Origin of the sequence: Actinomycetospora cinnamomea, from assembly GCF_003096675.1 — a bacterium.
Lineage (GTDB): Bacteria > Actinomycetota > Actinomycetes > Mycobacteriales > Pseudonocardiaceae > Actinomycetospora > Actinomycetospora cinnamomea.
Window position 1 is genome coordinate 189,361 of record NZ_QEKW01000004.1, and the last position, 18,599, is coordinate 207,959.

Annotated in this window: 18 protein-coding genes; 12 read left to right on the forward strand and 6 right to left on the reverse strand. The window is 73.6% G+C overall.

Annotated features, from left to right (window positions below):
- The first annotated feature begins 46 nt into the window (after positions 1-46).
- Together C8D89_RS10090 and C8D89_RS10095 are read left to right on the forward strand one after the other, a co-directional pair.
- Positions 47-877: an aldo/keto reductase gene (locus tag C8D89_RS10090; RefSeq protein ID WP_116707984.1), complete on the forward strand. Its 831-nt coding sequence runs from the start codon at positions 47-49 to the stop codon at positions 875-877.
- Positions 878-1,010: 133 nt separating this feature from the next.
- Positions 1,011-1,640 (forward strand): TenA family protein, encoded by a 630-nt coding sequence (locus tag C8D89_RS10095; RefSeq protein ID WP_116707985.1) that lies wholly within the window; start codon positions 1,011-1,013, stop codon positions 1,638-1,640.
- Here the strand turns inward: C8D89_RS10095 and C8D89_RS10100 are convergent, their stop codons facing one another.
- Positions 1,641-2,024: an HNH endonuclease gene (locus tag C8D89_RS10100; RefSeq protein ID WP_116708184.1), complete on the reverse strand. Its 384-nt coding sequence runs from the start codon at positions 2,022-2,024 to the stop codon at positions 1,641-1,643. It lies immediately after the preceding gene.
- 106 nt (positions 2,025-2,130) lie between these two features.
- On the opposite strand from C8D89_RS10100, the gene C8D89_RS10105 reads away from it, so the two are divergent.
- Together C8D89_RS10105 and C8D89_RS10110 are read left to right on the forward strand one after the other, a co-directional pair.
- Entirely contained in the window at positions 2,131-2,655 is a 525-nt protein-coding gene (locus C8D89_RS10105) for a hypothetical protein (RefSeq protein ID WP_116707986.1), read from the forward strand.
- A gap of 73 nt (positions 2,656-2,728) precedes the next feature.
- The gene (locus C8D89_RS10110) at positions 2,729-4,354 is read left to right on the forward strand and encodes a glycoside hydrolase family 13 protein (RefSeq protein WP_116707987.1); all 1,626 of its coding nucleotides are present in this window, start codon (positions 2,729-2,731) and stop codon (positions 4,352-4,354) included.
- On the opposite strand, the gene C8D89_RS10115 is transcribed toward C8D89_RS10110, so the two are convergent.
- Entirely contained in the window at positions 4,355-5,686 is a 1,332-nt protein-coding gene (locus C8D89_RS10115) for a DUF4032 domain-containing protein (RefSeq protein WP_116707988.1), read from the reverse strand.
- Positions 5,683-6,750 carry a LacI family DNA-binding transcriptional regulator gene (locus C8D89_RS10120; protein WP_243417994.1) on the reverse strand — a complete coding sequence of 356 codons (1,068 nt, stop codon included), beginning with the start codon at positions 6,748-6,750 and terminating at the stop codon, positions 5,683-5,685. The genes C8D89_RS10115 and C8D89_RS10120 overlap by 4 nt, the downstream gene beginning before the upstream one ends.
- A 222-nt stretch (positions 6,751-6,972) precedes the next feature.
- Here C8D89_RS10120 and C8D89_RS10125 point away from each other — a divergent pair, with 222 nt between their 5' ends.
- The 4 genes from C8D89_RS10125 (at position 6,973) to C8D89_RS10140 (ending at position 11,361) form a co-directional block, all read left to right on the forward strand.
- Positions 6,973-8,244, forward strand: a complete 1,272-nt coding sequence (locus C8D89_RS10125; protein ID WP_243417995.1) for an extracellular solute-binding protein — start codon at positions 6,973-6,975, stop codon at positions 8,242-8,244.
- 88 nt (positions 8,245-8,332) lie between these two features.
- The gene (locus C8D89_RS10130) at positions 8,333-9,292 is read left to right on the forward strand and encodes a carbohydrate ABC transporter permease (protein WP_207787154.1); all 960 of its coding nucleotides are present in this window, start codon (positions 8,333-8,335) and stop codon (positions 9,290-9,292) included.
- Complete coding sequence (locus tag C8D89_RS10135; RefSeq protein WP_116707991.1) at positions 9,292-10,125, forward strand: carbohydrate ABC transporter permease; 834 nt, start codon at positions 9,292-9,294, stop codon at positions 10,123-10,125. Before C8D89_RS10130 ends, C8D89_RS10135 begins: the two co-directional genes overlap by 1 nt.
- A gap of 3 nt (positions 10,126-10,128) precedes the next feature.
- The gene (locus tag C8D89_RS10140) at positions 10,129-11,361 is read left to right on the forward strand and encodes an ABC transporter ATP-binding protein (protein WP_116707992.1); all 1,233 of its coding nucleotides are present in this window, start codon (positions 10,129-10,131) and stop codon (positions 11,359-11,361) included.
- Between the two features lie 165 nt (positions 11,362-11,526).
- Here the strand turns inward: C8D89_RS10140 and C8D89_RS10145 are convergent, their stop codons facing one another.
- Positions 11,527-12,492, reverse strand: a complete 966-nt coding sequence (locus C8D89_RS10145; protein ID WP_133251865.1) for a hypothetical protein — start codon at positions 12,490-12,492, stop codon at positions 11,527-11,529.
- Positions 12,493-12,526: 34 nt separating this feature from the next.
- Positions 12,527-13,882 (reverse strand): sodium:proton exchanger, encoded by a 1,356-nt coding sequence (locus tag C8D89_RS10150; protein ID WP_116707994.1) that lies wholly within the window; start codon positions 13,880-13,882, stop codon positions 12,527-12,529.
- A 167-nt stretch (positions 13,883-14,049) separates the two neighbouring features.
- On the opposite strand from C8D89_RS10150, the gene C8D89_RS10155 reads away from it, so the two are divergent.
- From C8D89_RS10155 to C8D89_RS10165, 3 genes are all read left to right on the forward strand, one after another.
- Complete coding sequence (locus C8D89_RS10155; RefSeq protein WP_116707995.1) at positions 14,050-14,916, forward strand: mechanosensitive ion channel family protein; 867 nt, start codon at positions 14,050-14,052, stop codon at positions 14,914-14,916.
- Between the two features lie 74 nt (positions 14,917-14,990).
- Positions 14,991-15,908, forward strand: coding sequence for a serine hydrolase (locus C8D89_RS29130; RefSeq protein ID WP_165825627.1), 918 nt, complete (start codon positions 14,991-14,993; stop codon positions 15,906-15,908).
- Positions 15,909-15,931: 23 nt separating this feature from the next.
- On the forward strand, positions 15,932-16,747 hold the full coding sequence (locus C8D89_RS10165; protein ID WP_116707996.1) for a serine hydrolase domain-containing protein: 816 nt from the start codon (positions 15,932-15,934) through the stop codon (positions 16,745-16,747).
- 151 nt (positions 16,748-16,898) lie between these two features.
- On the opposite strand, the gene C8D89_RS10170 is transcribed toward C8D89_RS10165, so the two are convergent.
- Positions 16,899-17,666: a YaaA family protein gene (locus C8D89_RS10170; RefSeq protein ID WP_116708186.1), complete on the reverse strand. Its 768-nt coding sequence runs from the start codon at positions 17,664-17,666 to the stop codon at positions 16,899-16,901.
- A 31-nt stretch (positions 17,667-17,697) separates the two neighbouring features.
- Here C8D89_RS10170 and C8D89_RS10175 point away from each other — a divergent pair, with 31 nt between their 5' ends.
- A complete protein-coding gene (locus C8D89_RS10175; protein ID WP_165825628.1) occupies positions 17,698-18,573 on the forward strand; it encodes a phosphotransferase in 876 nt (291 codons plus the stop codon).
- Positions 18,574-18,599 lie beyond the last annotated feature (26 nt).

An 18,599-nucleotide genomic window follows, 5' to 3' on the forward strand; every position in this document is an offset into this window, starting at 1 on the left:
AGCGCCAAACCGGTTGAGGGTCGCACCACCCCGGGTACACGGGCGTATGAGCGACGTCCCCGACATCGAGCTGAACAACGGCACGAAGATTCCCCAGCTCGGGTTCGGTGTGTTCCAGATCGACCCGGCCGACACCGCCGACGCGGTGACGAACGCGCTGGAGGTCGGATACCGCCACATCGACACCGCGCAGATGTACGGCAACGAGGCCGAGGTCGGCGAGGCCATCGCCAAGTCCGGCATCCCGCGTGACGAGCTGTGGATCACGACGAAGTGCAACAACTCGAACCACGGCTACGACGACGCGCAGTCGGCCCTCGACGAGAGCCTGCAGAAGATGGGGCTCGACCACGTCGACCTCTACCTCATCCACTGGCCGCTGCCCGGCAAGGACCTCTACGTCGAGACCTGGAAGGGCTTCGAGCAGGCCCAGCGGGACGGCAGGACGCGCGCGATCGGCGTCTCGAACTTCCAGCCGCACCACCTCGACCGTCTCCTCGCCGAGACCGAGACCGTGCCGGCGGTGAACCAGATCGAGCTCCACCCGCACATGCAGCAGGCGGGCCTGCGCTCCTACCACGAGCGTCACGGCATCCACACCGAGGCGTGGAGCCCGATCGGCCAGGGCAAGGGCCTCCTCGACGCCCCCGAGCTCGCCGAGATCGCGCAGGCGCACGGCAAGAGCGCCGCACAGGTGGTCCTGCGCTGGCACCTGCAGCTCGGCAACATCGTCTTCCCGAAGTCCTCCACCGCGGAGCGCATGCGGGAGAACTTCGACATCTTCGACTTCGAGCTCACCGTCGCCGAGATGGGCCGGATCGAGGGCATGGAGAAGGCGGAGCGTCTGGGCCCGGACCCGGACAAGTTCGACCGGTAGTCGTCTCCCGGCCGGCACGCGCCCGCACCGGCGTGCCGCCGGGACGCCCCGCGGCCCGGCCATCGGCGGAAGCCCCCGCCCGCCGATGTCCGGGCCGCGCCATGTCGGTGCCGTATCGGGGCACCCTGGACCCGTGAGCTTCTCGGACGAGCTGCGGACCCGGACGGCGACGACGTGGGAGGCCGCCACCGGCCACCGGTTCGTCGAGCAGCTGTGGGCGGGCACCGTCGACGACGCGGTGATGGGGCGCTACCTCGCCCAGGACGCCCTGTTCCTCGACCGTTTCGTCGCCCTCCTCGGTGAGGCCGTCGCGGCCGCCGACCGCACCGACGCGCGCATGGCGATCGCCCGCCAGCTGGGCATGGTCGCCGGCGAGGAGAACGACTACTTCGCCCGCGCGCTGGGACGCCTCGGGATCGTCGAGCCGGCGACCCCGCTGCCGCCCACGCGGGGCTTCCTCGAGCTCATGGACGACGCGCGCCGCTCCGGGGTCTACGGCAACGTGCTCGCGGTGCTGCTCGTCGCCGAATGGCTCTACCTCGACTGGGCCGCGCGCCCGGAGCCGTCGCCGCGCGACTGGCTGCACCGCGAGTGGATCGACCTGCATCGCGGCTCGGCGTTCGCGGCGTGGGTGGGGCTCCTGCGTGCCGAGACCGACCGCGTCGCGGCGGCCACCGACGACGCCGGCCGCGAGAGCATGGCCGGGGTGTTCACCCGCGCGGTCGAGCTGGAGCTCGCGTTCTTCGACGCCGCGTATCCCTAGTCAGGCCGCCGAGGGGAGGCGCTTGCGCAGGCGTCGCAGCTGCGCGTCCAGGTGCGGGCGGGCGCGCCGCTGGCCACCCCGCTCGACGATGGCCGCCGCCAGGGACGCGAGCACCCGCTCCAGGCGCGCGGCGTCCGGGCACCAGCCGCGGCGCTCGCACTCCTCGAGCCACTCGACCGCACCGCGGTGCCCCCGCTCGCCGTTGCACCGCCGGCAGGCCGCGACCTCGTTCTCCAGCCACGACGGCCCGCCCTTGATCTTGGGCACGACGTGGTCGGTGGTGGCGGCGACGGTGCCGGTGAGGGGGCGGGCGCACCACAGGCACGTGTCGCCGTCGCGCTCCTGCGCGGCGACCAACCGCTCCGCCCGCCCAAGCTGCCGCATCCCCTCCATGGTGCCACCGGATGCGCGCCGGGGTCGCGCAACTGCGAGCGCGGTGGGTGCCGACGGCCGATGCCGCCCGGGTGGCGCGCGCCTAGCGTCGAGGACGATGACCACCGATGGCACGACGTCCCGGTCCGCCGACGCGAGCGGGCAGATCCTCACCGAGGCGGCCCGCCGCATGCTGCCGGTCCTCGCCGGCCGCGTGCTCACCGCCGTGGCCGACCGCGCGGTCGAGAAGGTGGAGGGGCTCGCCGACCGGCTCGACCAGCACCGCGCGGGCGAGCGCCCGGAGCACGAGGGGGCCTCCGCCGCGCCGTCGACCGGGAGCTCGGGCGGGGGCGTGATGGGCACGGCCTTCGCCTTCGTCGTCGAGCAGGCCCGCACCCTCCTCACGCTGATCGTGCGCCTCGCGTCGCAGGCCCTCGAGATGCTGCGCCGGGCCACCGAGCAGCTGCGGGCCCGCCGCGCACCGGAGGGTATCGACGAGGCGCCGGAACCCGAGGAGGTCGTCGCGCCGGAGGACCTCGACGAGGACGACGCCGAGGACGACCTCGAGGACGACTTCGAGGACGACCTCGAGGACGACCTCGAGGAGGACGAGACCGAGGAGCGCGTCACGGCCGGCGTCTGAGGTAGCGGTCATCGGGCAGTGCCATCGGGCAGGGTGGGACGCGTCGTCCCCCGACCGACCCAGGAGCCGCCCGGTGACCGACCGACCCGATGTCTGGTGGCGCGACGCCGTGATCTACCAGGTCTACATCCGCAGCTTCGCGGACGCCGACGGCGACGGGATCGGCGACATCGCCGGTATCCGCGAGAAGCTGCCCTACCTGCGCGACCTCGGGGTCGACGCGCTGTGGATCAATCCCTGGTACGCCTCGCCGCAGGCGGACGCGGGCTACGACGTCGCGGACTACCGGGCCATCGACCCCGCCTACGGCACGGTCGCCGACGCCGAGAAGCTCATCGTCGACGCCCACGACCACGGGCTGCGCCTGATCCCCGACATCGTCCCCAACCACACCTCGGACCAGCACGCGTGGTTCCGGGCCGCGCTGGCCGACGAGCCCGGCGCCCGGGACCGCTACGTGTTCCGGCCCGGACGCGGGGAGCACGGCGAGGAGCCGCCCAACAACTGGCGCTCGCACTTCGGCGGCCCGGCGTGGACCCGGGTCCCCGATCAGGACGGCCGGCCGGGCTCCTGGTACCTGCACCTGTTCGCCCCCGGCCAGCCGGACCTGGACTGGTCGCACCCCGACGTGGCCGCCGAGTTCGAGGCGGTGCTGCGGTTCTGGTTCGACCGGGGCGTGGACGGTTTCCGCATCGACGTGGCCCACGGCCTGGTCAAGGATCCCGCGCTGCCCGACCTCGGGGACGCGAGCGACCAGCTCGGGCGCACCTACCCGGCGGGCGGTCACCCCTACGTCGACCGGGACCGGGTGCTCGAGGTCTACGAGTCCTGGCGGCGCGTGGCCGACTCCTACGAGGGCGACCGCATGTTCGTCGCCGAGGCCTGGACACCCGCCCCCGAACGCCTCGCCCGCTACGTCGCGCCCGGACGGCTGCACACCGCGTTCAACTTCGACTACCTGCTCGCCCCGTGGGAGCCGGCCGCGCTGCGCGAGACGATCGACGTCACCACCGGGCACCTCCGCGAGGTCGGCGCGGCGGCGACGTGGGTGCTGTCCAACCACGACGTGGTGCGCCACCCCACCCGCTACGGCCGGCCGCCGGGCGAGCCGGAGGGCGCGACCGACCTCGCGCTGGGCACCCGGCGGGCCCGGGCCGCGCTGCTGCTCGAAGCCGCGCTGCCCGGCGGGATGTACGTCTACCAGGGCGAGGAGCTGGGCCTGCCCGAGGTGGAGGACATCCCCGACGAGGCGTTGCAGGACCCGACGTGGGAGCGCTCCGGGCGCACGGTGCGCGGGCGCGACGGGGCCCGGGTGCCCCTGCCCTGGTCCGACGAGGGCGCGTCGGCCGGCTTCAGCCCGGCGGGCGCGGCGGCGCCGTGGCTCCCGCAGCCCGAGGGCTGGACGCGCTACGCCGCCACCCGCCAGGAGGGCGACCCCGACTCGGTGCTCGAGCTCTACCGCACGGTGCTGCACCGGCGCCGCGCGCACCCCGCGCTCGGCGACGGCGACCTGACCTGGGTCTCCGCGCCCGGCGACGCCGTGCTGCACCTGCGCCGCGCACCGGGCTTCGCCTGCGTCGTCAACCTGTCGGACGCGCCCGTCGAGCTCCCGGCGCACGACGAGGTCCTGCTGACCAGCGCGCCGCTGGAGGACGGGCGGCTGGGGACCGACGCCGCGGCGTGGCTCGCCGTGCGCTGATCACGCCCGGTCCGGCGTGGGCGGCACCTCCGGGTCCGGCGTGGGCGGCACCTCCGGGTCGGGCGCGACGATCGGCAGCTCGGAGGCGGTGTCGGCGACCAGAGCGCGGGCCGCGGAGTCGGTCGGGGCACGCTCGGCGAGGGCCTCGAGCGCCCGCTCGGTGCCCACGTCGGCCCCGGCCTGCTCGGAGAGCAGCCAGCGCACCTCGAGCAGGTCGCAGTAGGCCTGCACCGGCGTGCCGACGTGGCGCACGGCGGCGTGCGCCCGGCGCATGCCGGGGGTGAGCACGTCGTGCATCCAGCTCGCGATGGCCTCCTCCTCGCCCACCCGGTGCGGGTGCTCGCGGGCGATCGCGCGCTGGTGGGCGCGCAGGTCGCCGAGCAGGATGCGGGCCTGGCCCTCGCCCACCTCGAGCCCCGTCAACTCCTCGAGGTAGCGCGCGTGGTGGTTGCGCTCGCCGACGAGCAGCCGCAGGCGCACGGCGCCGCCGCCACCACCGTCGCCGCCACCGCCGCCCTCGGCGGGCGCGAGGCTGACCTCGTCGACGACGAAGCCGAGGTCGTTGAGCTCGCGGACGGTCCCCTCGATGCGGTAGCGGTCGCCGAACGCGAACTGCGGCTGGGCGTGCAGCGCCTCCCAGAGGGCCTCGTAGCGCGACGGGAGCTCCATGGCCTCGGCGATCAGCTGTTCCTCGATCTCGGGCGGCCGGCCCAGGCTCGCAGCCAGGTCGACCATCCCCGAGGCCACGTTCTCGACGAGGATCTCCAGGTCCTGGGCGCGCTGACCGTCGGACAGCGACGGGTGCACCTCGCTGGTCTCGGCGTCGACGAGCCACGCCTGGAAGAGCTGGCCGTCGCGGGAGAACAGGGTGTTGGCGAGGGAGCAGTCTCCCCAGTAGACGCCGTGGCGGTGCAGCTCGACGATCAGCCCGACCATCGCGTCGAAGAGTCGCGAGCGGTGGGCCGGCCGGTTCGGGGGCAGGCGCGCGATGAGCCGGCGGTACTGCCACGAGCCGGTGAGGTAGCGGGTGAGCAGGATCGAGCAGTCGTGGTCGGGCTGGGTGACGAGGCCCGCGGGACGCACGGCGGGCAGGCCGGTCTCCTCGAGGTGACGCAGCACGTCGAACTCGCGCCGGGCGATCCGCGGGGGCAGCTCCTTGAGCGCCCAGAGCCCGCCGTCGACCTCGACGAAGCGCACGAGGTGGCGGCTCGGGCCGACGGGCAGCTCGCGCAGCGGGACCTCGTCGGGGTCCCAGTCGCCGAGCGGCCGCTCCCAGGGCAGGCCGATGAGGCCGGGCGAGGGCCGGCGCAGCCGGAGGTCGGGCGGGGTCACCGCGGCACCCCCGGCGGCGAGGTGGTGCCGCGCAGCACCAGGCGGGTCGGCAGCATCTCGGCGGGGGGTACCCGTGGTGGCGGCCCCCCGCGCAGGGTGTCGAGCACCATCGCCCCCGCGCGCCGGCCCTGCTCGCGGACGGGCTGGGCCACGGTCGTCAGGTCGGTCAGTGCGGCGAGCGGGTGGTCGTCGATCCCGATGACCGAGATGTCCTCCGGCACGCGCAGACCGGCGCGGCGCAGGGTGCGCATCGCGCCGAGCGCCATCTCGTCGCAGTGGGCGAAGACCGCGGTCGGCGGCGCGCGCAGGCCGAGCAGCCGGGACATGCCCTCCGCGCCGCCCTCGCCGTCCCAGGGCACGGTGACCACGAGGTCGTCGTCGGGCTCGGTGGCCGCGTCGCGCAGCGCCGCCCGCCACGCCGACGCCCGCCCGTCGGGGTCGGGCGAGAGGCGCTGCTCGTCGCCGCCCGCGAGCATGCCGATGCGCCGGTGCCCGAGGTGGAGCAGGTGGTCGACGGCCTGGCGCCCGGCGCGGTGGTCGTCGATGCCGACCGACGGGTACGACGCGACCCGTCCGCCGGCGGCGACGACGACGACCCCGAGGGACGCGAGTCGGGCATGCTCGACCTCGTCCACGGCGAACGCCAGCACGACGACGGCGTCGACCCCCCGCCGCGCCGGCAGCCGCGCGAAGAAGGCGTGCCGTTCCTCCGGGCCGCCGACCCGGAAGAGCACGAGGTCGAGCTCGGCCGCCCGCAGTTCGGCCTCGAGCCCCTCGATGAGCTCGCCGAAGAACCAGCGCGACGGGTGGGGCACGAGGACCGCGACCCGGCCGGTCGGCCCCCCGGCGAGCCGGGTGGCCTCGGGGGAGGCGACGTAGTCGAGCAGCGCCGCCGCCTCGCGGACCCGGCGGCGCGTCGCCTCGGCGACGTGCGGGTGGTCGCCGAGCGCGCGCGACGCGGTGGCCGACGAGACCCCGGCATGGCGCGCGACGTCGTCGAGGGTGACGCGCGACGAGGGCCGCAGGGCGGCCGTGCCCTGTGGGTCCGTGGTGTCGCCCGTCACGGCCGGAGCATCGCACGGGTCCTGCAAGCGGTTCCAGGAGCGAGTGGCGGCGTTGGCTCCGATGCCCGCCCGGGTTGCCCCAGACGCCACAGCGTCACCGTGTGATCGCGAAGAGCACTTGACTTGTGAGACCCGCATCACCACAGTCCCCCGGAAGCGCTTCCAACGCCGCGGCTGGAGGGGGACGACCGAATGCACCCACGACGACGGCTGCGGTGGTCGATGACCATCATGGCCGCGGTCCTCGCCGCGCTCGCCTCGGCGTGCAGCTCCGGTCCGCCGGGGCCCCCGGTGCTCACCTGGTACATCAACCCCGACGACGGGGGCCAGGACGAGATCGCCGAGCGGTGCAGCGAGCAGTCGGGCGGGCGCTACACGATCGCCACGAGCCAGCTCCCCCGAGAGGCCTCCGAACAGCGCGAGCAGCTCGTGCGCCGTCTCGCCGCGGAGGACTCGTCGATCGACCTCATGAGCCTCGACCCGCCCTACGTCCCCGAGTTCGCGCAGGCCGGCTTCCTCGCGCCCATGCCACCGGAGGTGCAGGCCCGCGCCGCCGAGGGTGTCGTCCCGTCGGCGGTGGACGGCGCGACGTGGCAGGGCCAGCTCGTCGCCGTGCCGTTCTGGGCCAACACCCAGCTGCTCTGGTACCGCAAGTCCATGGTCGCGCAGATGGGCCTGGACATGTCGCAGCCGGTGACGTGGGACCAGATCATCCAGGCCGCCCAGCGGGCCGGGACGCAGGTCGGGGCGCAGGGCGCCCGCGCGGAGTCGCTGACGGTCTGGCTCAACGCGCTCATCGAGTCCGGGGACGGCGCGGTGATCACCAGCGAGAACCAGACCGACCCGGAGCTCGTCCAGCTGGGCCTGACGGCGCCGCCCGCGATCGAGGCGGCCCGGATCATGCGCAGCATGGTCGACACCGGTGTCGCCGGACCCGGCTTCTCCACCCAGGACGAGGACGCCACCGCCAGCGCCTTCCAGGACGGGCGGTCCGCGTTCATGGTCAACTGGCCGTTCGTCTGGGGCCAGGCGACCAGCGGCGTCGAGGAGGGGACGCTCGCGCCCGAGGTCGCGGCCGACTACGGGTGGACGCTCTACCCGGCGACCGTTCCCGGCCTGCCCAGCGCGCCGCCCTACGGCGGGATCAACCTCGGGGTGGGTGCCTACTCCGCGCACCCGGACCTCGCCTACGACGCGACCGCGTGCATCACCAGCGTGGAGAACACGGCCTACTACATGGTCAGCAACGGCAACCCGGCGGCGAAGTTCGCGGTCTACGACGACCCCGAGGTTCTCGCGGAGTTCCCGATGGCGCCGGTGATCCGGCAGTCGCTCACGCAGGCCGCGCCGCGACCGAAGACCCCCTACTACGCCGAGGTCTCCGAGGGCCTCCAGCGCTCGTTCCACCCGGTCGGCGGCATCGTGCCCGGACCGACGAACCAGGCGGCGCAGGACCTCATCCAGGCGGTGCTGGCGAAGGAGGCATTGCTGTGACCCCCCGCAACGACCGTCACCCCGGTCGCTCCCTATCGGCGTGCTGTCCTGATCTCGCGCCCATGCTGACGTCGGTCGGGGGTGGGCTGTGAGCCAGACGATCGATCGGCCGGCCGCCGGGGCGGTCGAACCGGCCGCGCGCGGCACCGAGACCGACAAGTCCCGCAGCGAGCGGCGCCTGGGGTGGCTGCTCGCCGGTCCGGCCTTCGGGGTGATGCTGCTCGTCACCGCGTACCCGATCCTGCAGGCGCTCTGGTACTCGCTGTTCGACTACCGGCTGACCGACCCGTCCAACCGGTCGTTCACCGGCCTGACGAACTACGGGGTGATCCTCACCGACGCGGTGTGGTGGAACGCCATCTTCGTCACGCTGCTCATCACCGTCATCACCGTGGCGGTGGAGCTCGTGCTCGGGTTCGCCCTGGCGCTGGTCATGCTGCAGGCGCTCAAGGCGATCCGCCCGGTGCTGCGCATCGTCATCCTCATCCCCTACGCGGTGATCACCGTGGTCTCGGCGTTCGCGTGGCAGTTCGCCTTCGACCTCGAATCCGGGTTCGTCAACTCCTGGTTCAACTGGATCCCCGGCATCACCGAGAACACCGCGTGGTTCGGTGACTTCGGCTCGGCGCTGTTCGTCATCTGCCTGGCCGAGATCTGGAAGACCACGCCCTTCATCTCGCTCCTGCTGCTGGCCGGTCTGGCCCAGGTACCCGACGTGCTGCAGGAGGCCGCGCGGGTGGACGGGGCGAGCTGGTGGCAGCGGATGACGCGTGTGACCATCCCGAACATGAAGGCCGCCATCATGGTGGCCGTGCTCTTCCGCAGCCTGGACGCGTTCCGTGTCTTCGACTCGATCTTCGTCATGACCGGCGGTGCGCAGGGCACCGAGACGGTGTCGTTCCTCGTCTACCGCCAGACCATCTCCCGGCTCGAGATCGGGCTCGGCTCGGCGACGTCGGTGCTGCTGTTCATCACCGTGGTCATCCTCTGCGTGGGCTTCATCAAGCTGTTCCGCGTGGACCTGTCGCAGGCCCGAGGGGGGAACTGATGTCCACCCGCGAGAAGACCCTGTGGATCATCGCCGGAATTCTGATCATCATCTACGCGCTCTTCCCGATCGCGTGGATCATCTCACTGTCGTTGAAGTCCTCGGCCGACATCTCCAACGGCCAGTTCCTGCCCACCGCGCTCTCGTGGGAGAACTACCGGAGCATCCTGGTCGGCGACGCGTCGGAGCTGTTCCTGCCGGCGCTGCGCAACTCGTTCGGCATCTGCCTCATCGCCACCGCGATCTCGTCGGTGTTGGCCATGTTCGCCGCCTACGCGATCGCCCGCATCGACTTCCGCGGCAAGAAGATCATCCTGTCGACCGCGCTCGCCGTGGCCATCTTCCCGGTCATCGCCATCGCCACCCCGCTGTACAACCTGTGGCGCGAGGTGGGCCTCTACGACACCTGGCCCGGGCTAATCCTGCCCTATCTCTCGCTGACCCTGCCGATCTCGATCTGGACGCTCTCGGCGTTCTTCCGCGAAATCCCCTGGGAGATGGAGCAGGCCGCCCAGGTCGACGGCGCGACCCCGTGGCAGGCGTTCCGCAAGGTGATCGTCCCGCTCGCCGCGCCCGGGGTGTTCACCACCGCGATCATCGCGTTCTTCCTCGCCTGGAACGACTTCGTCTACGGCATCACGCTGACCTCGACCGAGGCGTCCCGCCCGGTCCCCGCAGCGCTCGGCCTGTTCTCGGGTGCCTCCCAGTTCGAGTCGCCGACCGGCCCGATCGCCGCGGCGGCGTTGATCGTGACGATCCCGGTCGTCGTCCTCGTCCTGATCTTCCAGCGGCGCATCGTCGCCGGCCTCACCAACGGCGCCGTGAAGGGATAACTCATGTCCTCGATCGAGATGGACCACATCGTCAAGGAGTACGGCGACGGCTTCCAGGCCGTCAACGACGTGAGCCTCGACATCGCCGACGGCGAGTTCATGATCCTGGTCGGGCCGTCGGGCTGCGGGAAGTCGACGCTGCTGCGCATGATCGTCGGGCTCGAGGACATCACCTCGGGCGAGATGCGCATCGGCGGCGCCCGGGTCAACGAGAAGGCCCCGCGCGACCGCAACCTGTCGATGGTGTTCCAGAACTACGCGCTGTACCCGCACCTGAGCGTGTACGAGAACATCGCGTTCCCGCTGCGGCTGTCGAAGACGCCGAACGACGAGGTCGAGAAGCGGGTGAACCAGGCCGCCGACGTGCTGGAGCTGCACGAGCACCTGAAGCGCAAGCCCGCCAACCTCTCCGGCGGGCAGCGCCAGCGCGTCGCGATGGGCCGCGCGATCGTGCGCGACGCCGACGCGTTCCTCTTCGACGAGCCGCTGTCGAACCTCGACGCCAAGCTGCGCGGGCAGATGCGCACCGAGATCGCCCGCCTGCAGCGGCGGCTGGGCATCACCACGGTCTACGTGACCCACGACCAGACCGAGGCCATGACCCTTGGCGACCGCGTCTGCGTGCTGCGCAAGGGTCTCGTGCAGCAGGTCGCCTCGCCCCGCGAGCTCTACGAGCAGCCGGTGAACCTCTTCGTCGCCGGGTTCATCGGCTCGCCGCCCATGAACTTCCTGCCCGCGTCGCTCGAGGGCACCGCCCTGCGTACGCCCTTCGGCGATATCGAGCTGGGGGAGGAGCGAGCGGCCACGGTCCGGGGCCACGACGTGCTGCTCGTCGGGATCCGCCCCGAGTACTTCGAGGACGCGAGCCTGGTCGACGAGGCCAAGAAGCCGCACGGCGCGACCTTCACCGCGCAGGTCGACGTCACCGAGTGGCTGGGCGACGCGCAGTACGCCTACATCCCCTACGAGGCCCCGGCGGAGGTGGCCGAGCAGCTCAAGGAGCTCTCCGAGGAGCTCGATTCCGAGCAGCTGCGCACCCAGGCCGTCGTGTCGATCGACTCCACCAGCCGCATCCGCGAGGGCCGCGAGGCGGAGTTCTGGCTCGACACCCGTAAGATCCACATCTTCGATCCCAAGACGGGCGACAACCTCACCCGCGACGCCGAGGCGGGGCGCCGGCTCACCGAGATGGCCGAGGAGGACCGCGTCGAGCAGATGGACCGCGAACGGGTCTGATCGCGCCCACCGGTGCTGCAGCGAACGCGCCGTTCGCTGCTTCTACGGCGACGAACGGCGCGTTCGCTGCGGGCGGCGCCGAGGCTGGTTGGGCCGGGCGGGCGAAGTGCGGCGGTCCCGGTGACCCGCAGCCGTCGGGGCGCGATGCCCGCACGAGAGCGCAGCTCAAAGGCGGTGCCAGGCCTGGGCCAGCGCCGAGGCGATGGGGGCGACGACGCGGCGGTCGTTCCAGTAGTACGGGTGCGCCAGGGGCGTGGCGCTCAGGGGCCACGGGCCGACGGTGACGCGCCGGTCCTCGGCCACCGCGCCCGCCCACTTGTCGCTGAGCGGTCGCAGCGGGGACGCGATGACGTCGTCGGGGTCGTAGACGTTGACCCACTCACCTCGCTGGCGGGGGTGGCGCGTCGCGAACTCCGGGCTGGGCACCGTCAACGGCACGCCGAACCCCGGGTGGCGCTGCGCCCACAACGCCAGCGGGCTCCCCAGCGTGTAGAACCAGCCGAAGGTCTCGCCGCGCTCGAGCGGCGTGTCGCCGAGGACGGCGCGGGCCTGTGGCGCCAGGGGCGTCCCGGCGGACACGCCCTGCAGGTCGTAGAGGAAGTCGCTGGCGACCACGCTGCCCAGGCTGTGGCCGAGGACGGCCAGCGGCGCGTCGCCGCCCGCGGTCGCGGCGAGGTCGTGCAGTGCGCGGGCGAGCACGGCCTGCACCTGCTCGTAGTGCCCGGTCCCGTCGTCGCCGGAGTGGTAGGCGACCGCGTCGCCGAGATAGTGGACGATCAGCCAGCGCAGAGTGGGGAAGTGCGCGTCGCCGAGGCCCGGCAGCCAGCGCAGCCCGGCCGTCGACGCCGCCGCGAGCAGCGCCAACGTGGAGCCCTGGCTGGCCTGCGCGGCGAGCTTGTCGAGCCCCTTGACCAGCCAGCGGGATCCCTCGCCCGCGATGCGGTCGCTGAGGTGCTCCTGCCCCGGCTCGAACACCGGTGCCCAGAACGCCGGCTTCATCACCAGAGCGTCGCGGGCCGGCACGCCCGCGATGCGCTCGAACTCGCCGCCCAGCAGCTGCATGGCCCGGGCGGCGTACTGGTCGCCCGCGCTCTCGACGCCGTGGACGAGCATGACCGCGAGCTTCTTCACCGGGCCGGCTCCGTTCCGCCGCACGTCGCGTTCATCACTTCGCCTCGGTGAGCTCGGCGTACGGCGTGCGCAGGCCGTCGCGGACGAGGGCGACGAGCGCGTGGCGCTGTCGGACGAACAACACGATCGCGGCGGCCACGTAGACCGCGGAGAGGATGAGCAGCTCGAGTTCCTGCAGCGGCGCCGGCAGCGTCGCGGCCAGGACGAACTGGGCCACGAAGAGCCCGAGCAGGCTCAGCGCCCCGTACACGGTGATCGACAACGTCACCAGCAGCGCCACCGCGAACAGCGACTGCGCGGCCGTGATCAGCAGCTCCTCGCGCTGCACGGTGTCGACGGGCAGGCCGTGCAGCGAGCCCGCCGACAGCGCGAACACGATCGGCAGCGTGCCCACCAGCAGGGACCACTGGTTGACCTTCGACGACACCAGCGTGGCCAGGGCGTCGGTGGTCTTGAGCCGCCACGCGTAGAGGCCGGCGACGAGCAGCTCGGGCGCCTCGGAGGCCAGCGGCGCGAGCCACTGGACGAGGAAGAACTGGCTGATCCCGAGCTCGGTGCCGGTCTGCACCAGCGACTCGGCGAAGGGCTCGGCGCAGAGCACGATGATCACGGCGGCCGCGACGAAGAACGCGATGTAGCCCGTGCGCCGCTTCCCGGCGTCCATGCGGCCGACCCAGGCGGAGGGGCCGATGAGGTCGGGGTCCTCGGCGGGGGCCTTCGCGACCCGGATGCTGTACAGCACGAAGATCCCGACGAGGACGAGGGTGTCGATCAGCGTGATGCTCACCCGCAGCGGCAGGGTCAGCGAGTAGAGGGTCGCGAGGAGCAGGAACACCAGCGGCACCGCGTCGGTGCGCTGCAGGGTCACCCGCGTCGGGTGGCCCGGCCGGTGCGACGTGCCGGCGCCGCCCTCCTGCCCCGCGTCGGCACCGCCGCGCCGCAGCCGGACCGCCGCGAGCAGCACCACGAGCGCCCAGCCGACGCCAACGAGGATCCGGTTGGCGCCGGTCATGTTGGCCAGCGCCAGCCCGCACGGTGACTGCTCCGTGGAGCCCGGTGGCAGACACGTCGGCCCGTACTGGGCGTAGGCCTCGCCGCCCTGGATGGTGAACACGAAGTCGACGGCGTACTCGGGCAGCACGGCGACCAGCGCGAGCAGGGCGATCGCGAGGCCTGCGGAGATGTCGACCTGCGCGGCCTCCGCCGCCCACGACAGCAGGAAGGCGGCCCCGACGATCGCGACCCCGTAGAGCAGCGCGTCGACCGGGTGGGACAGCGAGATCCCGACGACGTGCAGCACGAGACCGGGTACGGCGACGGCCGCGGCGAGCGCGACCACCAGGGGGGAACGGTCGGGCCGGCGCGCCGTGGTCGCGCTGGGGGTGGACACGTTCCGTTCTCTACCCTCCTGCGCCGTTTCACACCCTCCTGACGCGCCCGCCCGCAACGACCTGCCTCGCCACCGGACGCCTGACCAGGGGATTTGTCCCCGGCGGGGTCGCTCGGGCACGGTGCGGGGCCGGCATCCGCAGCCCCGCGCTCCCCCGAGGTGGTCCCGTGCCGAGCTTCCCCGCCCCGACCGTCGACGTCCTGGCGCACACCGGCGCCGCGGTCGCCCTCATCGTCGTGATCGCCGTCGCCGTGCGTGCCGTGGTCGTCCGCGTCATCGGGCACGCCGCCGCCGGCGCCGGCGTGCCCGGCCTGCTCACGCTGCTGCGTCGTCGTCGCGGGATCAGCGACGCCGAGCGCATCCGGGCCTTCGGCTCCGCCCGCCGGGCGCAGCGGGCGCGCACCGTGGGGTCGGTCGTCGGCAGCGCGGCCACCATCCTGATCTTCGGGACCGCGTTCATGATGGTCCTGGGCCAGTTCGGCGTGAACCTCGCGCCGGTGCTCGCGTCGGCCGGTGTCCTGGGCCTGGCCGTCGGCTTCGGCGCCCAGAACCTGGTCAAGGACTTCCTGTCCGGCATCTTCATGCTGCTCGAGGACCAGTACGGCGTCGGCGACCACGTCGACCTCGGCGACGCCGTCGGCACCATCGAACGCGTCGGGCTGCGCACCACGACGGTCCGCGACGTCGCCGGGATGGTCTGGTACGTGCGCAACGGCACGATCGAACGCGTCGGCAACGGCTCCCAGGACCACGCGGTCGCCGTCGTCGACGTGCCGCTGGCCATCGACACCGACATCACCCGCGCCGCCGCCGTCGCCGAGGAGGCCGCCACGGCGGGCATCGTCGAGCACGGCCACGGCGGCGACGTGCGGGAGAAGCCGCAGGTGCTGGGCGTGGAGTCGCTCTCGGCGTCCGGGATGACGCTGCGCCTGACCGTCAAGACCGAGCCCGGGCGCCAGTGGGCGGTCCAGCGGTCCGCGACCGAACGCGTCGTCGCCGCGCTGCGTGCCGACGACGTGGCGCTCGCCGGGTGACGGGCGTGTGACGTCGGCGCGTCGCGGCCCGTCCCGACGCGCGGACTTCACACGAACGAGCGCATGATCGACGGGTGATCGTCGGCGGGACCCGCCACCCGGGTCGCCTCGTGGCTGCGGTGCTCCTCGTGGCGGCACTCGTGGGCGGGTGCGCCCGTTCCGAGAACCCCGCCGCCCCGCCGCCCGCCGCGGGCCCCGCCCCGTCCCCGGCGACGACCGCGCCGTCCCCGGCCGGGTCGTCGTCCGCGCCGGAGCCGGCCCCGTCGCTGGCCGGCGCCGCGGTGGACGCCACGGCGTCGGCCGGGCAGGAGAGGCGGAACGTGACGCTGGCCGTGGCGGTGCTCGACCGCACGACGGGCGACATCACGGCGAACGCCGAGGGCGACACGCCGCTGCGCGCGGCGTCGGTGGCCAAGCTGTTCACGGTCGTCGACATCCTGACGCGGCGCGCGGCGGGCCAGGCGACCGTGACCCCGGCCGACGAGCAGCGCATCCGCCGCGCGCTGAGCCTGAGCGACGACGAGGCGATGAACGCGCTGTACTCCGGGTTCGGGGGCCCGGAGGGCATCGAGCGGGTGTCGGCGCTGCTCGGGCTGGCCGACACGAGCCCACCGGCGCGGGTGGGGCAGTGGGGCGAGGTGGAGACCTCGGCGCGGGACGTGGCCGAGCTGTACCACTTCGTCCTCACGGAGCTGTCGCCGCCCGACCGCGAGCTCGTGCTCACCTCGCTCAAGGCGGCACCGGAGACCGCGGCGGACGGCTTCGACCAGGGCTTCGGCCTGCTCGACCCCGCCCGCCGGGGTGACGCGGTGGCCAAGCAGGGCTGGCTGTGCTGCCTCGACTCGAGCATCGACCTGCACTCCGCGGGGCTGCCGGACGCCGCCGGACGCTATGTCGTCGTGCTGCTGTCGAACCAGCCGCGCGGCTACGACGCCGCGCGCACGCTGCTGGACGACGCGGCGGGTGCGGTCCGGGACGCCCTGGCGAGCTGACGGCGACCTCTACCCTCGCTCGCGTGCAGAGCCTCGCCCTGATCGACGACTGGCCCGTCGAGCACGCCGCGGTGGGGGTGGTGGGCGCGGACGGCGCCGTGCGGGGCACGCGCGGCGACAGCGCCCGGCGCTTCCCCCTGGCGTCGGTGACCAAGCCGCTCGTGGCCTGGGCCGCGCTCGTGGCGGTCGAGGAGGAGGCGGTCACGCTCGACCAGCCCGCCGGCCCCGAGGGTGCGACCGTGCGCCACCTGCTCGCCCACACCTCCGGCCTGGCGTTCGGCGAGCACCGCGCCGTCGCCGAACCCGGCGCGCGGCGCCTGTACTCGTCGGCGGGGTTCGAGGTGCTGGCCGCGACGATCGAGGAGGCCACGGGCATCGCGTTCGCCGACTACCTGCACGAGGCCCTGCTCGCCCCGCTCGGGATGACGTCGACGACCCTCGACGGCTCGCCGGGACACGGGGCGACCTCGACCGTCGACGACCTCCTGCGCCTGGCCGCCGAGATGCAGGCGCCGACGCTGCTCCACCCGGAGACCGTGCGCGAGGCGATCACCGTCCAGTTCCCGGGGCTGAACGGGACGATCCCGGGCTTCGGGCACCAGAAGCCCAACGACTGGGGGCTCGGGGTCGAGCTGCGCGACGGCAAGAGCCCGCACTGGACCGGCGAGCGGAACTCCCCGGGCACGTTCGGGCACTTCGGGCAGTCGGGCACGTTCCTGTGGGTCGACCCGGACGCGGGTGCGGCGTGCGTGGCGCTGACCGACCGGGACTTCGGCGACTGGGCGAAGTCCGCCTGGCCGTCCTTCTCCGACGCCGTCCTCGCCGACCTCGGCACCTGACGCTCTCGGAGGGCCGGACCGCACACCTCCGGTGTTCGAGCGATGCGGCTTTGCTGGCGTCAGACGCCAGGATCGCCACATCCTCGCTCACGCGACACGCCGAGGGAGCCAACGCGCGAGGTCAGGGAGTCAGCGCGCGAGGTCGAGGGAGTCAGCGGGGTACGACGAGCACGAGCGCGTGCTCACCCGCCTGCTCCACACGCAGGCCCGCGTCGCGCAGGAGCGCGAGCACGCCGCCGGCGTCCCGCGGGCGTCGCCGCGACGAGGCGAGGAGCCGCGCCGCGTGGCCCTTGTGCGACTTGTTCGCGTGGCTGACCACCGTCCGCGAACCGTCGGCCGCCTCGCTGTGCACGTCCAGCGTCACCGCACCCCGCGCCGGGCCGAGCGCCGCGTAGGGGCCGGAGCGCAGGTCGACGACGAGGTCGTCCACCTCGGCCAGCAGCGGCATCAGCTCGGGCCGCCACAGGGTCCGCAGGCTTGTTCCCGTGCTCGAGCCCTGCGGCGCGGTGTCGCCCGCCCGCCCCGGCAGGGCGCTCCCGCCCGAGAGCCGGTACGCCGGGATCGGATCGGTGCCTCCCACCAGCCCGAACAGCGCCGAGCACACCAGCAGCCGCCGCCGCGCGGCCGGCGTCAGCGATGCCGGGTCCAGCGCGTCGTAGAGCACGCCGGTGTAGCGCCGCAGCGCCGGGGCCGTCGGCGAGGTCCACAGCGCGGCGTTGCGGGCGATCTCGTCGTCCTGGCGTTCGGAGAGGTCCAGCGCCGCCCGGGAGGCGGGGACGTCCGCGGCGAGCGCGACCAGCTCGTCGACCAGCACCTTGCGCGTCGGGTTCAGCGACGGGAACGAGAGCGCGTCGAGGTCCAGCGGGCGCCCGCGGCCGCCCGCGGCCTTGGTCTCCGACGGCGGCAGCACGACGAGCACGCCCGAGACGGTAACCGGCGACCATGGCGGTGTGGACGGGCGCGGCACCGAGGCCTGGCGGGAGGAGGCACTCGCGTGGATCACCGACGTCACCGGCCTGCGCCCCACCGGCGAGGTCACCCAGCGCCACCGCGCCTGGTCGACGGTGCTGCGGGTGCCGACGGCCGAGGGGACCGTCTGGCTCAAGGAGCCGTGCGCCGGCATGGCCCACGAGGTCGGGCTGCACGCGCTGCTGGCCCGCCGCGTGCCCGACGCCGTCGCCACCCCGCTCGCCGTGGACGGGGCGCGCCTCCTCCTGCCCGACACCGGCCCGAGCGTGCGGGACACCGCCGCCGACCCCGTGACGGCCATGACCGAGGCCCTGCCCCGCTACGCCCGCCTGCAGCGCGCCGTCGCGGACGAGATCGACGCGATGCGGGCCCTCGGTGTCCCCGACGCGACGCCGGAGGCGCTCCCGGCGCGGTACGCCGAGGCGGCCGCGACGATCGCTCCGGCGCCCGCCCCGGTCGCCGCCTGGGCCGCCGAGCTCGCGGGCACCGTCCCGTCGAGCGTCGACCACCAGGACCTGCACCTCGGCAACGTCCTGCTCGACGGGCGGTTCGCCGACTGGGGCGACGCCGTGCTCGCCCACCCGTTCGCCAGCCTCCTCGTCGCCCTCGCCTCGCTGCGCCGCACGGGCGCCGACGAGCGTGCCCTCACCCGGGCGCGTGACGCGTACCTCGCCGTCTTCGACGATCGGGCGCCGCGCCACGAGCTGGTCCGGCTGGCCGAGACCGCCTGCCGCGCCGCCGCGATCGCCCGCGCCCTGACCTGGCAGCGCGCGTCGGCCGGCGACCCGCAGTTCGTCGACACCCCCCGGGAGGTGCTCGCAACTCTCGGCGACCCTGACTGGCTGGCGGGCGGCTGACCCCCGCGCTGAATCTGCTCCGTACC